The sequence below is a fragment of the Streptomyces sp. NRRL F-2664 genome, from assembly GCF_000719345.1.
GTDB lineage: Bacteria > Actinomycetota > Actinomycetes > Streptomycetales > Streptomycetaceae > Streptomyces.
In genome coordinates this window covers 370,725-389,907 of the sequence record NZ_JOFX01000001.1, presented here as the reverse complement: position 1 = coordinate 389,907, position 19,183 = coordinate 370,725, and the positions used below count along the sequence as shown (strand labels likewise).

Here is a 19,183-nt window from a genome sequence, read left to right as displayed (position 1 = left end):
ACCGCTCAGCCCTCCTTGTCGGCGAGGATGCGGTCGGCCGCGTAGTGCGGGCAGTTCAGGGCGTGCCAGGTCACCGAGAGGGAACCGGAGCCCGTCCGGAGGGTGCGCGCGGCGCCGTCGGCGGCGGTGGCCTTGCAGAAGGGGCACACGACGGTCTCCGGGCGCAGTAGATCGAACATGCCCAGTCCTTCCCGCAGGTTTCTCACACCGGACCTGTCCAGAACTATCAAATCCGGCGCCATTCGGCCGCAGTACCCACAAGTACGGATGGATTTTGGGTGAGGTGGCCCACGGCGGAACGGCGGTGGGGAGCCGCCCTGGCGGCCGCCGTACCGGCCAGCACCCTTGTCACGCCGCGGAGTGCGGCGTCGTTCCGGGCGCTGCGCCGGTGGCGTCCGTCACCCCGGAGGACGCGACGACGTCGTCCGGGTGGCGCGGCATCGCCGCGATGACGGCGGCCGCGGCTGCGGATCCCGGTGCGCAGCCCGCGGGCCGGCCGTGCGCTCAATTCGGGCAGTGCACGTCCCGGCCGGTGGTGGAGGGGCGCGGTGACGGCCCGGTCGCCGCCCGGCAGACCCGTCGGGCCGGGGTGGGGCCCCCGGTCCGGGGCGGGGGGTGCCGGTCGCCGCGAGCCCGTTCAGGGCAGGGGAACACCGCGGGCGGTGACCCACAGCTCGTACCACTCCTCGTGGGTGAGGTCCGGTTCGCGCACGGCTGCGTCCCGGCAGGCCCGGATCCGGTCGGGGCGGGCGGTGCCGATGACCGGGGCGATCCGCGACGGATGCCGGATCAGCCACCACAACAGCACCGTCTCGGGGGTCGTCCCCTTGCGCCGGGCCAGCTCGGCCAGCAGGTCGGCGGTGGCCCGCTCGGCCGGCGTTTGCTGGCGGCCGGTGAACCGGCCCTGGGCCAGCGCGCCCCACGCCTGGAGGCGGATGCCGTGGTCGCGGCAGTGTTCCAGGGTGCCGTAGGGGAACCCGTTGGCGGCGGCCGCGGGCGTGTTGACCAGCACCCCGGCCTCCACCCAGTCGCGCTGGTACAGGCTCATCTCCAGCTGGTTCGCCACCAGCGGCCGGGCGAGCCGGGCCTGGAGGTGGGCGATCTGCGCGGCACCCGTGTTGGACACCCCGAAATGCCGTACGAGACCCTGCCGGTGCAGGGAGTCCAGGGCCTCGGCGAGGGCGTCCACGTCCGCCAGCGGGTCGGGACGGTGCAGCAGCAGGACGTCGACCACGTCGGTCCGCAACCGGGTGAGGCTCTCCTCCACCCGCCGCGTGACGGTCTCCGCCCGCAGGTCGTACAGGCCCGGGCGGCTCGCGTCGCCGAGCCGGATCCCGCACTTGGTCTGCAGGGTGATGCGTGCGCGCAGCCCGGGGGTGCGCGCGAGGACCTCGCCGAACACCGCCTCGGACTTGCCGTGCCGGTAGATGTCGGCGTGGTCGAAGACGGTGATCCCGCTGTCCAGGGCGGCCTCGACGGCAGCCTCGGCGGCATCGATGTCGGCGGGTCCGTACGGCCCCGGCTCCCAACTCCCGCCGAGGCCCATGCACCCGTACAGCACCCGGTCCTTGTCTTCGCTCTTGCCCACGCCCTCGCTCGTCACCACGCCACCCTACGAGGTCCCCGCACCCCACGGCGTTCCCGTCCACAGGCTGCCCGCCCGTGCTCGGGCGGTGATGCGGAAGGTCCTGACCGGGGGGCGATTCGGCGGCTGACCGGGGGATACCCAATGATGTCGGAATGCAGAAGCACAAGGAGGCCGGGTGGCGGTCGGTCCGCCGCCGGTTCGGCCGCACGGCGACGGTCCTCGGCCTGTTGACGTCGGTGGCCTGTACCTCGACCGGGGCGCCCGCCTCGGTCGCGGGCGCGGGCCTCGGCCCGGCGAAGCCGGACGAGGTCTCCGTGGCGACCTGGAACATGTGCGGCGTACGGCAGTGGAGCTGTGAGCGGACCGGCAGCCCGCAGGACAAGTTCCACCAGCTGCGCGACCTGATCGGCGACTCGGACGTGCGCGTGCTGCTCCTGCAGGAGGTGTGCTCGGACGACCTCTCGTCCTCGGCCGCGCGCCTGGGGCCGGAGTGGAACACCGTCTTCGAGCCGTACGCGGACGTGGACGCGGCGGGCACCCGTAACGCTGTGGCGTGCACCGGGCAGGGTCGTGGGCAGGCCGGGTTCGCGCTGATGGCCGCGTCCCGGCTCGAGGACGTGGAGGTGATCCCGACGGATCAGCCCACGGTGGGCCTGCACCGGGGGATCCTGTGCGCGCGCGTTCCGGCGCAGGGGTTGCGGGTGTGCAACGCGCACGTCTCGCTGCGGGAGAGCGACAGCGAGCACCCGGAGTGGGACTTCCGCGACGACCAGCTCAGCTCGCTCTTCGCCGCGGCCGGGACGGACAACCGCACCGTCGTCGGCGGTGACCTCAACTCCCCGCCGCCGGTGGGCGACCGCAACCCCTCCGCCTGGATCTGGCCGTCCGAGGCGTACACCACGTACCGCGAGTGCGACCAGAAGGGCAGCTCACGGACGGGACGCCCCACCCACGCCGACGGCACGAAGATCGACTACCTGTTCACCTCGCTGCCCCGCACCGCGTGCGAGGCGGTGGGCACGAAGGCCTCGGACCACCGGCCCCTGGTGATGCGGGTGACACGTCCTTCCGAGTCCTCCGCCACCCCCGGCGTCAGTACCTCGCGTTGAAGTAGCCGGCGCCCTGGGCGGGCACTCCGTAGGCGCTCCGCGTCATGCTGAAGGGGACGGCCGTCCAGGGGGACGCATTGCCGACCGCGTCCACGGCGATCGCTTCGACGAAGTGGTCGCCTTCGTTCCAGGCCCAGCCCGGCTCCCACACCCAGCTTCCGTCGGCGCGCACGTCGCACGTTCCCAGGCCCACTCCGCCCTCCTGGAAGTCCACACGCACGGCGCCGGGGGCGTAACCGGCGAAACCGACCACGGGCCCGGCCACCTGCTGGTGGGCGGCAGGTGCGGTCACCGTCAGAGCGAGGCGCTGAGCCGGCCGGGGCGGCGGCGGCGGTGCCGGTACGTACTCGGGCAGGGGATCGGCGGCGTGCTCCACGGCGGTGAAGACCACTTCGGTCCGCTCGGTCTGGTAGTTGTTCGCGTCCGCTGCGAACAGCCTGATGACGTGCCTGCCCTTGGCCCACGGGCTGGTGCGTTCCCAGACCCACGTGCCGTCAGCCCCGACGGGCGCCGCGCCCTGGTACTTGCCGTCCTGCCAGAAACTGACGCGCACCGCGCCCAAGGCGGTGCCGGTGAACCGGACCGCGTTCGCGGGTACGCGTTCCTCGGGCGCCGGCGTGAGTACCACCGGTTTGGGGAAGGAGTCGTCGTCCCTCACCTGAGAGGTCTGCGTGAGGAACATGTCGATGGCGGAGGCGTCGCGGTCCGGCTGCTCGTAGCCGTTGCGGACCATGCCGATGCGCGGCGTTATCCCGTCGACGAGCAGGTTCAGCACGCCCATGATGGTGGGCAGGTTACGCAGGGTCACCTTGCCGTGGTCGGTGATGAGGGGCGAGTCGTTGTAGACGAAGTTGAAGTTCTCGCGCCCCTGGAACAGCCCGATGAAGGGTTCCACCTGCCGCTTGTACTGCTCGTCCTGAGGGGACGTGATCACGTAGATGTTGGCGGCGGGGTTCGCCCCGCTGCGGACGAGATCGGGCAGGACCGAGTCGAGCGTCCGGACGTTGTGCTCCGTGACCTCGCCCATCATCACCTTGGCGGCGCCGGGTATGCCTTCCTTGACATATGTTCCGATCAGGAACTGGGGGACGCTGGCGACGATGTTCCTGAAGCCGTACTTCAGCCCGAAGAACAGGGCAGCGCTGCCGCCTTTGGAACTGCCGAACATGGTCACTTCGTCGGGCGAGAGGGACAGGGCGCCCATGACGCGGGAGATCAGTCCTGCGACGGACTGCTCCAGGGAGAAGTCCATGCCCTTGCAGAGGTAGTAGGTGTTCGCGCCGTCGAACAGGTCCCGGATCCAGAGGATGTTCGACCGAACCTTGTCGAGCACCCCGTTCGACCACCCGTACTCGCCGGGGGCGGTGAAGTTCGCGAAGACGACGACCAGGTGCCGGTTGCCGTTGCGTGCGTGGGAGAACCGGTACTCGATGGGCACCGCCCCGGACGAGTCCACGCCGGTGAAGATGCGGCGTGTGTTCTGGGCTGCCTTAGACATGCTCGGAATCCATTCTTCTCACGGGCTGGCGCGGCACCTGACCGAGGGTGCCTCCGTTCCAGGGGCCTGCCTGGGCCGCCTGGGCCGCCTGGGCCGCCTGTACCGGTCGACCCGCCGCACGGCCTCCGGTCATGCCGGCGGCCGGTGCCTGGGCCCGTGCGGGGTCGAGGTCTCCACCGGCGATGAGGATGCGGTCGGCGAGCCTGGCCGAGGCGTAGCCGTCGTCGAGGTCGCAGAACTCCTGCTGGAACCAGCGGTAGCGGGCGGCGTAGCCGTGCTGAATACGGTCGATGTCGCGGAGGGCGCCGATCAGTTCGGGAGAGGTGAACACCAGGGGACCGGGCGCCGAGCGCTCGAAGTCGAAGTAGAAGCCGCGCAGGGTGTCCCGGTAGTGGTCCAGGTCGTAGGTGAAGAAGAGGATCGGCCGCCCGGTGTTGACGAAGTCGAACATGAGGGACGAGTAATCCGTGATCATCACGTCGGCGATGAGGGACAGGTCCGCCATGTCCGGATAGTCGGACACGTCGAAGACGAAGCCGTCTCCGGCGCCCGGCACCGGGTCCACCACATTGGGATGGCGCCGCACGAGCAGGACGTGGTCGCGGCCGAGCCGCGCCCGGGCGTCGTCGAGGTCGATGCGGAAGTCGAGCTTGTACTTGCCGGGTGCGTAGAACTGGTCGTCGCGCCAGGTCGGCGCGTACATGATGACCTTCTTGCCCGGCGGCAGTCCGATCCGGCGGCGCACTTCCGCCGCCCGCCGCCCGCTGTCCGGCCGGCGCAGGATGTCGTTGCGCGGGTAGCCGCACTCGACCATCTCGCCGGGGAACTGGAAGGCGCGCTGGAGGATCGGGGTGCTGAAGCTGTTCGGGGACACCAGCATGTCCCAGTTCTGCACCTCCTTCTCCACGCGCTCCAGGTACCGCTTGTCCGCGAAGTGCACGGCCTCGATGTCGTGGCCGATGCGCTTGAGCGGGGTGCCGTGCCACGTCTGGACGACGACCTGGCCCTCGCGCTTCTCGAACCAGTCGGGCAGGTGGTTGTTGGCGACGATGTACTTGGCCCGGCCCATCGCCTCGTACCAGTCCGGGGACCACATGCGCACGGGGCGGGCGGTCGGCGGCACGGCGACCTGGTCGTCGCGTACCACCCACAGGTGCTCCAGGGCGGTGCCGCGGCGCACCATCTCCTCGTGGAGGGCGCGCGGGCTGTCGGAGTACTGCGTGCCCTTGAAGGCGTCGAAGAGCACGGCGGCGGTCACCGGCTTGCGCCGGGCTTCCGGGTACGTCTTCGTCCGCATCAGCTTCTGCCGGTAGGGGCCGCGGGCCTCGTCCGGCATCGCGGAGTGCACCAGGAGGGAGAGTCGGTCGTAGGCCTCCGACTGGAGTTCGTAGCGTCGCTCGTTGCTGCTCACCTCACTCGGCAGGGTGGGGATCAGGTCCTGCGTCATCTTGACCATGAGGTCGCCCGAGCGGTCCTCCGGCCTGACGGCCGAGGGGTCTTGGCGGCGCAGGAAGAAGTCCCAGCGCCCCGAGGCCAGGGGTACGTCGCCGGCCAGTGTGCGCATCGCCGCCGGGGTGATGACGAAGCTGAAGTCCTCGCCGTGCCAGGTGATCGGAATGGCACGCTCCGCCCCGTGGGCGCGGGAGCGTACGACGATGTGGGACATGGCGTACTCGGAAGCATCGAGCGTGTCCTGGGCGGCGTACCCGACGACGACTTCGAGGGACCCGTCCTGGCGCCACGTGGCCGACTTGGCCAGCGGCAGCGTGTCCCGTTCGAACAGCACCACATAGCCGGAGCCGTTGCGGTGCACGACGACCTCGCGGTCCCCGCCGTCGGTCTGCAGCCCGCCCGGCATCCGGTAGTGGCCGTCGGTGGCGTCCTCCGCCATGACGGGGTAGATGGCGGCCTTGCGGCCCTCGACGTGGAAGGTGGTCTTCCAGCCGTTGGCGCCGGTGTTCCAGCTCTCCGGGATGCCGTCCGAGGCATGCGTACGGTGTCCGGGGACGAGCGCTTTGGTCGGGATGCGGGTGACGAAGGTGTACCACCCCTCACCGCCCGCCTTGAAGTGGACCCAGGAGTCGTGGCGGCCCGCGCCGGTCATGCTGGTCACCCGGAACTTGCCCCACTCGGGGAGCTTGGGACCGAGGTAGACACCGCCCAGTTCGAGGTGGTCGCCGACGATCCGGTGCCGGGTGATGCGGCAACGGACTCTCTCCACACGGAGCTTGAGCTTGCCCTGCAGGAAGAGCGGTACGACGCGGGTGTTCTTCTCCACGTACCGGTAGGGCGGGTTGGCGGCGCTGCCCGCTCCGCCGCGGGCGATTCCCTTGTAACGGAAGAGTCCGCGGCTCAGAACGCCCGCCGCCACGTCCCAGGTGCCTTCGACCCACTCCCCCTTGCGCTTGAGCCGGGAGACGTCGAAGCGGACCTGGAACCCGGACCAGTCGTAGCAGTAGCGGTTCTGGTTCGAGTACTCGGTGGCCTGGGGGTAGTAGGTCGTCTTCGCCTTGGCGACGACCACCCGGCCCTGCTTCTTGTTGCGGAGCGCGATCGCCTTCATCGACATGTGCCGCTTGTGCACGTTGATGAACCGGACGTACGCCGACCCTTCCAGGGTGAGGTGGTCGGAGTCGTCCCACGCGGCGCGGGACAGGGAGCCGTGCAGCGACAGTTCCTTGTCCAGCCGGAAGGCGCTCTTGTCGAGACCGATGGACCGGTCGTCCAGATAGGGGTACTTGAGATAGCGGTGGAAGCGGCGCTGGACCGGCATCGGTCCGCCCTTGCGCTCGAACTCGACGACTTCGAGGAGCTCCTTGAGCCTGCCCTCACGGACCAGGAGCCACTTCACGCGTGCGTCGGCGGGCAATTCATGGATGATGTCGGCGTCGGCTTCGTCCAGGAACTCGTTCGCCCACCGCATGAACGCCTCCCGGTAGTCCTCGCCGGCGTCCGGGAGCACCTTCAGGTGCAGCATCAGGTCCGACTTCAGGCAGGCGAGGTCGTACTTGCGCTTGTGGTCGGAGTAGGACCGGGCCCGGTGCCCGGCGAGGAAGCGGCTCACCGACTGCACGGCGGCGACACGGTCCTGCAGATTGCTGAACTCGGTGTGCCGCTGGGTGATGGAGGGCGCGGCGCCGCCCTCGCGCCGGCGCCAGAAGTAGACGATGTCCGTGAGGATGTCGACCTTGGCGGCCCGGAAGTGGGCGAACATGTTGACCCAGGAGTCCTCGTACATGACGCCTTCGGGGAAGGCGATGTAGTGGTAGTCCCAGAAGGAGCGCCGGAACAGCTTGTTCCAGACCGTGCGGTCGTAGATGAGGTCGGGCACCTTGGTGATGTGCGTACCGCGCTTGGCGGCCCGCATGGGCGCCTTGTGCAGCGGGGACTGCCACCTCTTGGTGGAGTTCATCATCTGCACGTTGCCGGATACGAAGTCGGAGCCGGAGGCCTCGAGGGTCTGCACGAGCAACTCGTAGGCGTATTCGGGTATGACGTCGTCGCCGTCGACGAAGGCGAGGAACTCGGCCTGGGGGTGTGCGGCGCGGATGCCCACGTTGCGTGCGTGGCCTGGGCCCATCGCATCCTGTCGCAGCAGCCGGAAGCGCGGGTCCTTGCGGGCGAAGTCCGAGGCGATTGCCGTCGAGGAGTCGGTGGAGCCGTCGTCCACCATGATCACTTCCAGGTCGCGGAACGTCTGCCTGGCTATCGACTCCAGGCACTCCTGGAGGTAGATCTCGACGTCCTGGAAGGGCACGACGACGCTCAGGCGGGGCATACCTGCCACTCAGAAAACTCCTCGGTAGACACACTTCTCACGGCGCACCGGGAGTTGCTGCGGCGTGCCGCCGGACCCGCCCCTGAATCCGGCCACCACCGCTCCCCGCACGCTCGACCCTCCCCCACCGCCTGCAACCGCACACTTATACGGCCTTCACAGGGTGTGCGCAGCGTAGGCCAACTGTTCAACGGCGAGCAACTATTCACAAGCACTCAAGCCCCTTGAACCTTCACCCATGCAAATGAGTCAGGTCATCCCGTACGTGCTGGACGCGTCAACTACCCGCCGGTCGGGGCGGCGTGCCCACCGGGGGTCGTTCGCGCACCGCAGCGCCCGTACGCGCGGTGAGGTAGGTCACGCCACGCGGGACCAGGGGCCGAAGGTGAGGCCCGGGTCCGTCAGGTCCTGCCGGGCGATGCACAACCCGCCCGTGGTGTCGAGCATCGCGATCGTGACCGCACCGCGGGCGTCCCGCGTGATGGCCGGCAGGCCCGCGCACCGGTCCCCGACCGGAGCCCACCAGGCACCGTACTGCTCCCCCTCGGTGGGGTAGGCCGCGATCTCGGGGCACCCCTGCGCGCCGCGCTGGAGCATGACGGTGCAGTCGTAGCCGTTGACACGGGCACGGGTGATGCCCACAGGGCCCACACCCCCTGCCCCGCCGAGCGGCATCAGCGCGTGTACGACCCCGGCGGACGCCTGAGGGCGATACGCGATCACGCCCCCGTCCGCCGGGTGCCGCCAGAAGTAGGTGCCTGTCCCCCGGCCGGTCTCGTAGGAGCTGTGGGTCCCTTCGACCGCGTCGGCCTCCATGCGTCCGAGCCATGTGAAGGCGGCTCCCGGCCCGCGCTGGCCCCAGTAGGACGCCCCACCCCGGAACGGCGCGAGGAACTCGGCGCGTCCCTGGGCCGTCACGAGGGGCGCCACGGCGCCGCGCACCCATTTGCCCTGGTAGTCCTGCCAGTTGTCCCACATGCCGTCCGGGCGGCGGGTCCGGCCCCTGACGCCGGTCCCGAACCGGGTGGCCAGCACGTGGAGCGCGCCGGCGCCGTCCGGCAGCACGACCGGGTCGCCGTACGGGGGCCGGGGCTCCTCCTCCCGCTCCGGGAAGGGGTTGCCCACGGCGCGCCAGTCCCCGAGCGGACGGCCCGTCTGGTACTGGGCCGCGACGATCAGCTCGCGCCCGTTCGGCGCGCCCTCCCGCAGGCGGGTGCCGGCGAACCAGACGAAGCCGCCGGAGTCCTGGCTGAGGGTGAAGCGGCCGGCCCAGCCCTCCACCGGGAAGAGATCGGGCCCGTGCCACACGTCGGAGCCGGGCACCGACTCGGTCCAGCGCACCAGGCCCTCGGCGCAGCTCGCATAGGCGGTCAGTCGGCCGTCCCGCCCCAGGAGCAGCCAACCCGGGGCCTGGTGCCCGGCGTCGGCCGCCGCGGCTATGTCGGGGCCGGGGACCGCGGGCTCGACGGAGGTGACTCCACGGTCCGCCCCGTCACGTCCGCGTCGCGCCATGTCCTGGCCACTCCTGCCCACACTCGCCCTATTTGTCCGTACCGGCCCAGCGGGCCGTTGGACAATGTACGTCAGTGCTCCAACCGGCCGGCGCCAGGGACGGAATATCCGGTTCCTCCCACCCGCGGGCGTACGGGGCGGGGGCTCAGGGGAGGTCGTCGGTCGGCGGGTCGGCCTCGTAGACGTGCGGGGCGTCCGATTCCCACTCCAGCAGTTCACTGCCGCCGAGGACGACGTCGTCGGGGTCCGGCAGGCCCGCCCGCCGCAGGAACTCGATGAGGTCCTCGTCGGAGCGGGCCAGGCCGAGGGGTTCCTCCCGGTCGGCGGTCCGCAGGGTCACCTGCCGGCCTCCCGAGGGGAGGATCCGGTGTACGACGACGGGTGCGTGATGCATACCCCCCAGCCTCGCCGGATCGGCCCGGTCCGGCATCCCGGGGGTCAGCGCGTACGGCCGACGGTGGCCGCGCGGTCGGCCGAGGCGCGGATGCGGAAGGTGGAGGGGTCGGGGTAGGTCGCCTTCTCGGCCCGGACCACCTCCTCGATCTCGGCCTTGAAGGCGGGCTCGAAGAAGTCGATGCCGAGCAACAGCTCCAGGCCGCGCAGGGTGGGCTCCAGCAGCGGGCGCGCCATGCGTGCGCCGCCGCCCCCGATGCCGGCGAATCCGGCGCGGGCGATCGCCGGCCGGGCGGCGACGCGGTCCTCGACGCCCGCGGTCGCGTGGCCGAGGATCAGCGCGAGCTCGGCGAGGAACTTCCGGGTGCCCAGGGCCATCTCCTCGGCGCCCTGGAGGGTCTGGACGGAGCCGCCCGCCACTTTGAAGTCGTCACTGGTGCGCTTGAGGCCGCGCGCCTCGTACACGGCGAGCGCCTCCTCGAAGAGCCGCCCCGCCTCGTCGACCGCCTGCATCGCCGCCACCAGCTGCTCGGTGTCGATGTCGATCTCGCGCTTCACGCTGCCTCCTGGTCCCGGAACTGTGCTGCACAGACGGTAGGAGCCAAAGTGCCGCTGCGGAACACCCCTGCGGCACTCGGATCACACGGGTCCATCCGTGTCACCGGGTCCGGGCGCCCGACCGCACGTTCCGAAAAGCCCCACGGGCGGGCCCGGGGCGGGGATACTCGACGCGTGGAACTGCACATCGATCACCGCTGGCTGCTGGAGCGGCAGGAGGCGCTGTTCAAGGACGTGGAGGTGGCCGACCACTCCGCGCTGGTCGCCGCCGTGGCCCGGCACCGGGTCAACACGCCCAGCCTGGAGGTGGACGTTCCGGACGCCTACTGGCGCGCGGCCGCCCTGCTCGACGCGATTGTGCTGCTCCGACCACTGCCCAGCTCGAACGAGTACTTCGCCTACGGCGTCGCCGTCGCCTACATCGAGGCGTCCGGGAGGGCTGTGGATGCCTCCTACCGGCAGTGGCGCGACCTGATCACCGACATCCGCATGCTGCGCGTCAGCGTCTTCGAGGTCGCCGCACGGCTGCGTTCGTGGCAGCCCGCCTGAGGCCGGGCGCCCTCCGCGTGCCGCCGGTCAGCGCCGACGCTGCGCGGGGGTGCCCACCAGAAGCGCGTCCGAGACGAGGCGCGCGCCGCGCGCGAGGCGGCCGAGCTGTTCGAGCTCCAGGGCGTACATCCTGATCGAGTTCTCGATGACCGACTCGGCTATGCCCATCGTCGGCAGCTCGGCCCGGCTGGTCTGCAGGGCCGTCCGCACCGCGCGCATCTCGTGCTGGAGCTGGAGCTGGACGTGCCGGGCGAGGAGCGCGTGGTGACGGGTCAGCGTCAGGTAGCCGCCGTAGCGGGCCGGGAGCAGGTCCCGCAGCCATCGGGTGGCCGTGCGCTCCCAGTCGTGCGTACCGGGCGCCTTGACCTGCAGGGGCCAGTCCGGGCTGAGCGTAAACGTGGCCGTCTGGGGCATTCTCGTCACTTCCGAGGGGTGTCGAAGCTCTGATCGAGACGTTCTGTCGAGACGTGTGAGGGGCGGCCCCGGCCCAGGGGTTGACCGAGGCCGCCGTGGGCGCTCTCCGGGATCCGAAAGCCTGGACCCGACCCGCGGTGGCGACGTGAGGAGGAGGTTCGTCGTACCGCGGTGCGTTCGAGAGGACGTGGGGTCGTCCTCCTTGGCATCTGGTGGATCAGGAGCGCCGTCGTCAGTAAACATATATACCGTCGAGTAAGCAAGAGTATGAAAAATTTCATGCACCTCGACGGCTGAATATCGCCTGGTGAAGTCCGCGTGCAGCGTTTGAAGAGCGCTACAGGAAGAACCCGTGCTGATCGGCCACGTGCTCGTAGTCCTCCAGGCGGGCCTGCGTCCGCTCCGGATCGGCGTCCGCCATCGCCTGCAGCAGGGCCGCCGAGAGCATCCCGGGGGCCGCGTACGAGTCGAACACGAGGCGGGAACCGGTCGCCGCCGTCAGGGCCACGTCGGCCTCGTCCACCAGCGGTCCGAGGGTCGGGTCCGTGATCAGGACCACGCGCAGCCCCGTGCTCCGGGCGGCGCGGACGGCCAGCAGGGTCTCCTTGGCGTGCCGCGGCATGGCGAACGCCAGGACCCACGTCCCGCCGGCCGCCCTGGACTGCAGCAGCGCGTCGAAGGCGACGCTGCCGCCGCGCGTCACGAGCCGTACGTCGGGGTGGATGCGCCGGGCGGCGTACGCGAAGTACTCGGCCAGCGAGACCGAGATCCGCAGGCCCAGGATCGTCAGCGGCACCGAGGCCGCCAGCTCGCGGCCGATGTCCAGCACCTGGTTGGTGTCGGCGAGCAGCCGGCGCACGTTCTCCAGGTTCTCGATCTCGGCGTCGACGGCCGCCTGGAGCTCGTTGCGCCGGATCTGTTCGCGGGTGTCGGGGGCGCCGGCCACCGCGCTGAGCGCGATCGGCTGGAGCACCTCGCGCAGGGCGGGGTAGCCGCTGAAGCCCAGGGAGGACGCGAAGCGGGTGACGGAGGGCTGGCTGACGCCGACCCGTTCGGCGAGTTCGGTGATCGACAGGAACGCGGCCTCGGTGAGGTGGTCGATCAGGTACTGGGCGATGCGCCGCTGGCCCGGGGACAGGCGGCGGCCGTCGAAGAGCGCGAGGAGCCGGTCGGCGGGAGGGCGGACCTCCGCGGACGACTGACCGCTCGGCGTGATCGCAGCCGCTTGTGCGCGTGCCTGCTGCCCCGATGACACCGGAGGGCCTCCTTCTCACGTCACCCGCGCTCAAACATAGCTCACCCCCCGTGGCCGGTGATGATCAGTCCTGGGCGCGGGAGGTCACCGCGGCGTCGGTGCGGTCCCCCAGGAACTCGTACCAGCGGCGCTGGAGGCACAGATAGCGGGTGTCCGCCTCGACGAGGTCGAGGAAGGAGCCGATCGTCGCGGCCAGCCGCTCCCCGAGGCCGGGGTCGGTGAGGGTGCCGTCCTCGGCGAAGGCGTGGTGCGCGCCGGCGAGGCTGAACATGTCGGGGTAGACGCGGGCGCCGAGGTGTTCGAGGGGGACGCGCAGCGCCCACAGGCCGCGGTTGCCGCCGACCATCGAGGGCGAGGCCGACACCAGCAGGGTCTGCTTGTCCTTGAAGGGCTGCGGCCGGTAGCGGGAGACCCAGTCGACGGCGTTCTTCAGGACGCCCGGTACGGAGGCGTTGTACTCGGGCGAGGCGATGATCAGCGCCTGCGCGTCCTCGATCCGCCGGCACAGCGCCAGGGCGCCCTCGGGGAGTCCCCCGCCGGCCTCGGCGTCGCCGTCGTACGCCGGCATGGGGAAGTCGCGGAGGGTGGCCGGCTCCGCCACGGCCCCGGCCTCGCGCACCATCGCGGCCACCAGGGCCGCGAGGCGGACGTTGACCGATCCGGTCCGGGAGGAGCCGGACAGGACGAGCGCGCGCAGCGGGGTGCGGGGGTGGTCCGCGTCGTGCGGTCGGCCCGGATCCGTGGGGAAGCGGTCGGGGTCTGTCGGGTTCATGCCGTCTCCTGCCCTGTGCTCTCGGTTCTCTGCTGTCGGCCGCGGCCGCCCGGAAGGCGGCCCGCGCGCGGCGGGACCCGCACACGCCGGTGTGCGGGTCCCGTCCGGGCCGCCGGGTCACTTCGCGCCGGGGTTCTCCCAGCGGTAGAACTCGTGGGCCATCGCGTCCTTCGGGCTGCGCCAGGTCTCCGGGTCGTGGGGGCTGATGAACGCCTGGAGGCGGTCGCTCAGCCTGCGGAACTCCGGGTGTTCGGTGACGCGGGCGATGGCCGGTCCGGGCGGCCGGTCCGCCTCGATGAAGTGCAGGTAGACGTCGCCGAACTGGAAGAGGCTCCGGCGTGTGACCCCCACCAGGTGCGGCAGTTCACCCGCGTCCGAGTCCGCGAAGAGCTCGGCGATGTCGGGGCCCGATCCCGGCGCCATGCGGGCGACGATCAGAGCGCGGTGCGTGTCGTTCATCCGGCTGCTTGCCTTTCGTTGGTGGGACGTGGGGACGTCCGTACCGGGGAGGTCAGGACGTCGCAGGCGTCCCGGATGTCACAGGCGGCTGGTGGCCGGGACGCGGCCGTCACGCGCGCGCTGCTCGATCTTGTCGCGGATCAGCGCCATCTGGATCGGGGAGTTGCGGTTGATGTTGTCGGTCATCCAGGCGTCGTCGACGGGGGCGTCGGGCTTCATCGCGAAGTCCTGGGTCCACTTCATCCGGGTGCCGCCGGGCACCTTGAAGTACTGCCAGTGGATGTCCATGTGGGCGAAGGGGCCTGTCTCCACCCGCCGGGCACGGACGGTGAGGCCCTTGCGGTCGACGGTGCGCTCCGAGACCCAGCTCCACACCTTCCCGTTCTCGTCGGGGTGCATGGTCAGGCGGAAGGTGGTGGTGTCGCCCTTCTGTTCGAGGATCTCCAGCGAGGCGTACTCGCTGAACAGCTGGGGCCAGCTGGGGAGGTCGTTGGTCATCTCCCAGACCAGCTCCACGGGCGCGTTGACGGTGATCTCGTTCTCGGTGTGTCCTGCCATGTCAGGCTCCGGTCATCAGGCTGTGGTTGACGAGGTCGAGGAATTCCCCGGGGGTCTTGCAGCGGTCGGCGTCGGTGGGCAGGGCCCGTCCGCGCCGGTTCTCCAGCTCGCCGACGATGCCGAGCAGGCCCAGCGAATCGAGGCCGTACTCGTCGAAGGAGGCATCGGGACGGCTCGCCATCTCGGTGGGGTCGACGGTGACGCCGGCGGTCTTCATCAGCGCCGCCAGCTCCTCCACGGTCAGTCGGTCGGACATGTGGATGCTCTTTTCCTTGAGGTGACCCGCTCGGGTCCGGCGGACTCAGCCGTCCGTCGGGGCGCCCTTGCGGACGACGAGCGCGGAGTTCGACCCCATCCGGCCGCGGCTGAGCACCAGGGCGGTGCGCAGCTCCGCCGGGCGGGCGCTGCCCGTCACCACGTCGAGGTCGTGGCACACGTCGTAGACGTTCGGGGTCGGCGGGACGACCCCGTGTTCGAGGGCGAGGACCGCGGCCGCGGTGTCGAGGGCGGGCGCGGCGCAGTAGGCCCGGCCGGTACCGGACTTGGGCGCCGTGACCGGCACCTTGTGGCCGTGGTCGCCCAGGGCGTGGATGATCGCGGCCGCTTCGGCCGCGTCGGCCTCCGGGGTGCCGAGGGCGTCGGCGAAGACCACGTCGATGTCCTCGGGGGCGCAGCCGGCCTCCCGCAGGGCACCTCGGACGGCGTGGGCCAGGCCCTCGCCGGCCTCGTCCCTGCGCCGGGTGCCGCTGAAGGTCGCGGCGTGGCCGGCCAGGACGGCGCGCACGGTGGCGCCCCGGCGGCGGGCTCCGGCCTCGTCCTCCACGACGAACATGGCGCCGCCCTCGGCGGGTACGAAGCCGCAGGCCTGGTCGGTGAACGGCCGGTAGGCGCGCTCCGGGTCGTCCCGGGTGCTGAGTCCCTCGTACTCCAGCTGGCAGACGATGGAGTACGGCGCGAGGGGCGCCTCGGTCGCTCCGACCAGCATGGCGCGGCTGCCCTGGCGAATCGCCCGGTCGGCGTGCGCGAAGGCGTCGAGTCCGCCGGCCTCGTCGCTGCAGACGACCCCGCAGGGGCCCTTCAGGCCCCGGCGGATGGAGATCTGGCCGGTGCTGGCGGCGTAGAACCAGGCGATCGACTGGTACGGGCCCACGAACCGCGGCCCCTGCTCCCAGAGGTGCTGCAGTTCGCGCTGGCCGAACTCGCCCCCGCCGGACCCGGCGGCGGTGACGACGCCGAAGGAGAAGGGGTCGCCCTCGTAGTCGGCGCGGCCGAGCCGGGCATCCTCCAGGGCGAGGTCGGCCGCGGCCAGGGCGTGGTGGGTGAACCGGTCGGTCTGGACGAGGAAGCGCTCCTCGACCAGAGCGCCGGGGTCGAAGCCCCGGACCTCGCCGGCGACGCGCAGCGGCAGGTGTTCGCACCCCGCCCGGGTGACCCGGTCGAGGACGCTGACGCCCGACTGGGTCGCCTTCCAGAAGGCGTCGGCGCCGACGCCGTTGGGGGCGACGACCCCGATGCCCGTGATGACCGTACGGCTGGTCACGAGACCTCCTCCTTCGGCCGGGTCATGACCACGGCGGACTGGAAGCCGCCGAAGCCGCTGCCCACGGAGAGCACGCTGCGCAGTTCCCGGTCCCGGGCGACCTTGGGCACGTAGTCCAGGTCGCACTCGGGGTCGGGCGTCTCGTAGTTGGCGGTCGGCGGCACCACCTGGTGGACCATGGCGAGGACGCAGGCCGCGAGTTCGATGGCCCCGATGGCGCCGAGCGAGTGCCCCACCATGGATTTGATGGAGGTCATCGGCGTCCGGTAGGCGTGTTCGCCCAGGACCTTCTTGACCGCCGCGGTCTCGTGGCGGTCGTTCTGCTTGGTCCCGGAGCCGTGCGCGTTGACGTAGTCGATCTCGTGGGCGGCGATGCCGGCCTGGGCGAGGGCCGTTTCGATGGCCCGGGCCATTTCCAGGCCCTCGGTGGTCAGCCCGGTCATGTGGTGGGCGTTGCCGAAGGTGGCGTAGCCGCCGATCTCGCAGTAGACGGTCGCCCCGCGGGCGCGGGCGCGTTCCAGCTCTTCGAGTACGAGGACGGCGCCGCCCTCGCCGAGGACGAACCCGTCCCGGTCGGCGTCGAAGGGCCGGGAGGCGTGGGCCGGGTCGTCGTTGTTCGGCGAGGTGGCCTTGATGGCGTCGAAGCAGGCCACCGTGATCGGCGATATCGGCGAGTCGGAGGCTCCGGCGATGCACACGTCCATCCGGCCCTCCGCGATGGCGTGCACCGCGTACCCGATGGCGTCGAGTCCCGAGGTGCAGCCGGTGGAGACGGTCTGGACGGGGCCCCGTGCGCCCGTCTGCTCCGCGACGGCGGAGGCGAGGGTGGCCGGCGTGAACGCCCGGTGCAGGTGCGGGCCGGCCAGTCGGTGGTCGACGTCCCACCAGGAGCCGGACTGGCTCACGGCGACGTAGTCGTGCTCCAGACGGGTGGTGCCGCCGACGGCGGTGCCGAGGGAGACCCCGGTCCTCCAGGCCTCGTCCGGGGTGAGGTCGAGTCCTGCGTCGCGCACCGCCTCCCGGGCGGCGACCAGGGCGAACTGGATGTACCGGTCCGCGCGGGCCGCGTCCTCCTCGTCGAGGCCGTGCTCGGCGGGGTCGAAGTCGACCTCGGCGGCTATCCGGGAGCGGAAGCCCGCCGGGTCGAAGAGGCTGATGCCCCGTGTCGCCGTACGCCCGTTGGACAGCAGGTCCCAGAAGTCCCGGACGCCGATGCCGCCGGGCGCGACGACGCCCACTCCGGTGACGGCCACCCGCCGGCGGGTCACGAGACCGCTCCTGTACGGTCCGGCGGCTGCTCCCATGCGGTTCCCTCCGGGTTCGGGGCCTGCTCGGTGTCCACGTGTCCCAGCTCGGGACGCGGGGCGAGGGGGCCGAGGTGGAAGACCATGCGGGCCTCGGTGTCGCCGACGTTGCGGAAGCGGTGGCGCATGTTGAGGGGGACGAGCAGTCCCTGGTCGGTGCGCAGCGGGTGCGGTTCCCCGTCGAGGTCGACCTCCAGCCGGCCGCTGACGACGTACACGAACTCCTCGGAGTACGGGTGGTAGTGCTCGGCGATCGACTCCCCGGGGGCCATGATGGCCAGACCCATGAAGCCGCTGGTCGAACCCACCGAGGTCGGGGTGAGGACGGCCCTCAGGTCGCCACCGCGCCGGCGGTTGGGCGGCGTCTCGCTCAGGTCCACGATGCGTGGGCGCTGTTGGGTCATGGTGGGTGCCTCCTGGCGTGTGGGGAGAGCCTCGACGGAGATCGGGGATGTCGGGGTGGGGCGGGGTGGAGGAATCGGGGCGGACGGCCCGGGCCGGGCGGAGGGCCGTGGCCGCAGCGGACGGCCCCCGGGGGATCAGGACGGCGCCGGTGCCCGGCGATCGGTGATCAGGTCCATGGTGTGGCGCGCGGGCCGGCCCCGCCCGCCGGGCGCGACCGTCAACCGGTCGAGCACGGCGGCCTTGCGGGGGCCCGCGGTGCCGTAGACGGTCTCGGGGTCGGCCTCCAGCGGGCCGCGCACGTCGATCAGGCGGACGACGATGTCGTCGCGCTGGAAGATGCTGCTGCTCCGAACGGGGCTGGTGGGCCGGTGTGCGGCCGCCTCGTCCTGCGCGGCGAGGAACCTGGCGAGGAGCTGGCCGCAGCCGGGCTTGGCCGGGTAGAAGATCGCGTGCCGCTGCACCTCGGCGGACTCCGGCTCGGGTGCGGCGATGTGGTGGACCGCCGGGACGGCGGCGCGCATGAAGAACATGCGGGCCGATTCCGGGTCGCCGAGGTCGCGGTCCTGTTCGAGGTACGGGTTGATCGCTTCCTCGACGGCGCGTACCTCGGGCTGTTCCGAGACGTGCCGCAGGGCCGCCATCAGGTCGCCCTGGACCTCGACCGTCCGCACCACCCGGTTGCCGTGCATGAACAGCGAGGTGCGGCACAGGCGGGTGTGGTCGTCGACGCGGGCGGCCGGGGAGGCGTAGCTGGAGAGGATGGCCGCGACGTCCTTCTCGCTGCCCGGCTTGACCGTGAAGGTGAGGGCGTGGCGCACGATGCCCGCGCCGAGGCGCGGCGTGGACTGCAGGCGCGCCGTGGAGGGCCGGGCGGCCTGGTCGTAGCCCCGGCCGGTCTCGCGCAGGACGGTGAACTTGAGCGGGCGCATGGAGCGGGCGCAGGCGCCGAGCGGCCGCACCTGTTCGGCGTGGTGCTCGCTGTTGACCCAGGCGAGGTACTGCGGGGCACTTTCCCACTCGCTGGTGATCAGCCACTGCGAGGGGTCCTCGAACGACTGGCACAGCTGGTCGCTGATGTGGCCCGGGACCGATGCGATGTCGTTGCGGAGCTTTTCGTACGCCTCGAAGAACTGCTGCTGGGTCCCCTCGTGGAGGTCCATCAGGAGGACGACCCGGAGCATGGAGCCGTCGAAGGCTGACTGCGACACCCGTTCTGACAGGGTGGTTGTCATCTACTCACTCCTTCATGAGGGGGGAGATCCATCGCGTACGGACCCCTCGTCCGTCACCGGAGGCGTCCGCCCGGGCCGGCGGCCGCCTCTCGGGGGAACGACAGGCCGGCGCGTCTCAGGGGGAGCCGCTGTCGCTCATCGTCATCCGGGTAGAGGCGTACCGCTACATGTCGGGATCAAGCGGGTGACAACCGGCGAATCAACTGGGCCTCATCGCCGATCGGGGGCATAAAGAGTCCACTCCCCCACACAGAAAACA

The 19,183-nt window shown here is 71.1% G+C and carries 19 protein-coding genes; 2 read left to right on the top strand and 17 right to left on the bottom strand.

Features of this window, described 5'->3' with window-relative positions; genetic code table 11:
- Nucleotides 1-5: 5 nt before the first annotated feature.
- Both IF89_RS45775 and IF89_RS0101770 read right to left on the bottom strand, forming a co-directional pair.
- A complete protein-coding gene (locus tag IF89_RS45775) occupies nt 6-179 on the bottom strand; it encodes a hypothetical protein (protein ID WP_158717781.1) in 174 nt (57 codons plus the stop codon).
- 458 nt (nt 180-637) lie between these two features.
- Complete coding sequence (locus tag IF89_RS0101770; protein WP_234327619.1) at nt 638-1,603, bottom strand: aldo/keto reductase; 966 nt, start codon at nt 1,601-1,603, stop codon at nt 638-640.
- Nucleotides 1,604-1,740: 137 nt separating this feature from the next.
- Here IF89_RS0101770 and IF89_RS0101765 point away from each other — a divergent pair, with 137 nt between their 5' ends.
- Nucleotides 1,741-2,697, top strand: a complete 957-nt coding sequence (locus tag IF89_RS0101765) for an endonuclease/exonuclease/phosphatase family protein (protein ID WP_051806697.1) — start codon at nt 1,741-1,743, stop codon at nt 2,695-2,697.
- On the opposite strand, the gene IF89_RS0101760 is transcribed toward IF89_RS0101765, so the two are convergent.
- From IF89_RS0101760 to IF89_RS0101740, 5 genes are all read right to left on the bottom strand, one after another.
- A complete protein-coding gene (locus IF89_RS0101760) occupies nt 2,681-4,195 on the bottom strand; it encodes a hypothetical protein (protein WP_030759952.1) in 1,515 nt (504 codons plus the stop codon). The genes IF89_RS0101765 and IF89_RS0101760 overlap by 17 nt on opposite strands.
- On the bottom strand, nt 4,188-7,973 hold the full coding sequence (locus tag IF89_RS0101755; protein ID WP_063831230.1) for a bifunctional glycosyltransferase/CDP-glycerol:glycerophosphate glycerophosphotransferase: 3,786 nt from the start codon (nt 7,971-7,973) through the stop codon (nt 4,188-4,190). Before IF89_RS0101755 ends, IF89_RS0101760 begins: the two co-directional genes overlap by 8 nt.
- A gap of 357 nt (nt 7,974-8,330) precedes the next feature.
- Complete coding sequence (locus tag IF89_RS0101750) at nt 8,331-9,485, bottom strand: hypothetical protein (RefSeq protein ID WP_051806696.1); 1,155 nt, start codon at nt 9,483-9,485, stop codon at nt 8,331-8,333.
- 145 nt (nt 9,486-9,630) lie between these two features.
- The gene (locus IF89_RS0101745; RefSeq protein ID WP_030759943.1) at nt 9,631-9,879 is read right to left on the bottom strand and encodes a hypothetical protein; all 249 of its coding nucleotides are present in this window, start codon (nt 9,877-9,879) and stop codon (nt 9,631-9,633) included.
- Nucleotides 9,880-9,923: 44 nt separating this feature from the next.
- Nucleotides 9,924-10,436 (bottom strand): hypothetical protein, encoded by a 513-nt coding sequence (locus IF89_RS0101740; protein WP_030759941.1) that lies wholly within the window; start codon nt 10,434-10,436, stop codon nt 9,924-9,926.
- Between the two features lie 174 nt (nt 10,437-10,610).
- Between IF89_RS0101740 and IF89_RS0101735 the strand changes: the two genes are divergently transcribed.
- Entirely contained in the window at nt 10,611-10,985 is a 375-nt protein-coding gene (locus IF89_RS0101735) for a hypothetical protein (protein ID WP_030759938.1), read from the top strand.
- Nucleotides 10,986-11,012: 27 nt separating this feature from the next.
- Here IF89_RS0101735 and IF89_RS0101730 read toward each other — a convergent pair whose 3' ends face one another.
- From IF89_RS0101730 to IF89_RS0101685, 10 genes are all read right to left on the bottom strand, one after another.
- Nucleotides 11,013-11,399, bottom strand: a complete 387-nt coding sequence (locus tag IF89_RS0101730) for a hypothetical protein (RefSeq protein WP_030759935.1) — start codon at nt 11,397-11,399, stop codon at nt 11,013-11,015.
- A gap of 337 nt (nt 11,400-11,736) precedes the next feature.
- Nucleotides 11,737-12,654, bottom strand: a complete 918-nt coding sequence (locus tag IF89_RS0101725) for a MurR/RpiR family transcriptional regulator (protein WP_030759932.1) — start codon at nt 12,652-12,654, stop codon at nt 11,737-11,739.
- 64 nt (nt 12,655-12,718) lie between these two features.
- Nucleotides 12,719-13,426, bottom strand: a complete 708-nt coding sequence (locus IF89_RS0101720) for an NADPH-dependent FMN reductase (protein ID WP_199820451.1) — start codon at nt 13,424-13,426, stop codon at nt 12,719-12,721.
- Nucleotides 13,427-13,543: 117 nt separating this feature from the next.
- Nucleotides 13,544-13,885, bottom strand: coding sequence for a TcmI family type II polyketide cyclase (locus IF89_RS0101715; protein ID WP_030759926.1), 342 nt, complete (start codon nt 13,883-13,885; stop codon nt 13,544-13,546).
- A 78-nt stretch (nt 13,886-13,963) separates the two neighbouring features.
- Nucleotides 13,964-14,443 carry an SRPBCC family protein gene (locus tag IF89_RS0101710; RefSeq protein WP_030759922.1) on the bottom strand — a complete coding sequence of 160 codons (480 nt, stop codon included), beginning with the start codon at nt 14,441-14,443 and terminating at the stop codon, nt 13,964-13,966.
- Between the two features lies 1 nt (nt 14,444).
- Complete coding sequence (locus IF89_RS0101705) at nt 14,445-14,699, bottom strand: acyl carrier protein (protein ID WP_030759919.1); 255 nt, start codon at nt 14,697-14,699, stop codon at nt 14,445-14,447.
- Nucleotides 14,700-14,744: 45 nt separating this feature from the next.
- Entirely contained in the window at nt 14,745-15,983 is a 1,239-nt protein-coding gene (locus IF89_RS0101700; RefSeq protein ID WP_030759915.1) for a beta-ketoacyl synthase N-terminal-like domain-containing protein, read from the bottom strand.
- Nucleotides 15,980-17,251 carry a beta-ketoacyl-[acyl-carrier-protein] synthase family protein gene (locus tag IF89_RS0101695; RefSeq protein WP_030759912.1) on the bottom strand — a complete coding sequence of 424 codons (1,272 nt, stop codon included), beginning with the start codon at nt 17,249-17,251 and terminating at the stop codon, nt 15,980-15,982. The genes IF89_RS0101700 and IF89_RS0101695 overlap by 4 nt, the downstream gene beginning before the upstream one ends.
- Nucleotides 17,248-17,691, bottom strand: coding sequence for a cupin domain-containing protein (locus IF89_RS0101690; protein WP_030759909.1), 444 nt, complete (start codon nt 17,689-17,691; stop codon nt 17,248-17,250). The genes IF89_RS0101695 and IF89_RS0101690 overlap by 4 nt, the downstream gene beginning before the upstream one ends.
- A 135-nt stretch (nt 17,692-17,826) precedes the next feature.
- A complete protein-coding gene (locus tag IF89_RS0101685) occupies nt 17,827-18,924 on the bottom strand; it encodes a SchA/CurD-like domain-containing protein (protein ID WP_030759906.1) in 1,098 nt (365 codons plus the stop codon).
- Nucleotides 18,925-19,183: the final 259 nt, after the last annotated feature.

What these genes read in the sequence shown, in the direction of transcription:
- IF89_RS0101755 (WP_063831230.1), bottom strand. Translation starts at nt 7,973, where the DNA reads ATGCCCCGCCTGAGCGTCGTCGTGCCCTTCCAGGACGTCGAGATCTAC.
- IF89_RS0101690 (WP_030759909.1), bottom strand. Translation starts at nt 17,691, where the DNA reads ATGACCCAACAGCGCCCACGCATCGTGGACCTGAGCGAGACGCCGCCC.
- IF89_RS0101715 (WP_030759926.1), bottom strand. Translation starts at nt 13,885, where the DNA reads ATGAACGACACGCACCGCGCTCTGATCGTCGCCCGCATGGCGCCGGGA.
- IF89_RS0101705 (WP_030759919.1), bottom strand. Translation starts at nt 14,699, where the DNA reads ATGTCCGACCGACTGACCGTGGAGGAGCTGGCGGCGCTGATGAAGACC.
- IF89_RS0101745 (WP_030759943.1), bottom strand. Translation starts at nt 9,879, where the DNA reads ATGCATCACGCACCCGTCGTCGTACACCGGATCCTCCCCTCGGGAGGC.
- IF89_RS0101720 (WP_199820451.1), bottom strand. Translation starts at nt 13,426, where the DNA reads ATGAACCCGACAGACCCCGACCGCTTCCCCACGGATCCGGGCCGACCG.
- IF89_RS0101750 (WP_051806696.1), bottom strand. Translation starts at nt 9,485, where the DNA reads ATGGCGCGACGCGGACGTGACGGGGCGGACCGTGGAGTCACCTCCGTC.
- IF89_RS45775 (WP_158717781.1), bottom strand. Translation starts at nt 179, where the DNA reads ATGTTCGATCTACTGCGCCCGGAGACCGTCGTGTGCCCCTTCTGCAAG.
- IF89_RS0101760 (WP_030759952.1), bottom strand. Translation starts at nt 4,195, where the DNA reads ATGTCTAAGGCAGCCCAGAACACACGCCGCATCTTCACCGGCGTGGAC.
- IF89_RS0101765 (WP_051806697.1), top strand. Translation starts at nt 1,741, where the DNA reads ATGCAGAAGCACAAGGAGGCCGGGTGGCGGTCGGTCCGCCGCCGGTTC.
- IF89_RS0101730 (WP_030759935.1), bottom strand. Translation starts at nt 11,399, where the DNA reads ATGCCCCAGACGGCCACGTTTACGCTCAGCCCGGACTGGCCCCTGCAG.
- IF89_RS0101710 (WP_030759922.1), bottom strand. Translation starts at nt 14,443, where the DNA reads ATGGCAGGACACACCGAGAACGAGATCACCGTCAACGCGCCCGTGGAG.
- IF89_RS0101685 (WP_030759906.1), bottom strand. Translation starts at nt 18,924, where the DNA reads ATGACAACCACCCTGTCAGAACGGGTGTCGCAGTCAGCCTTCGACGGC.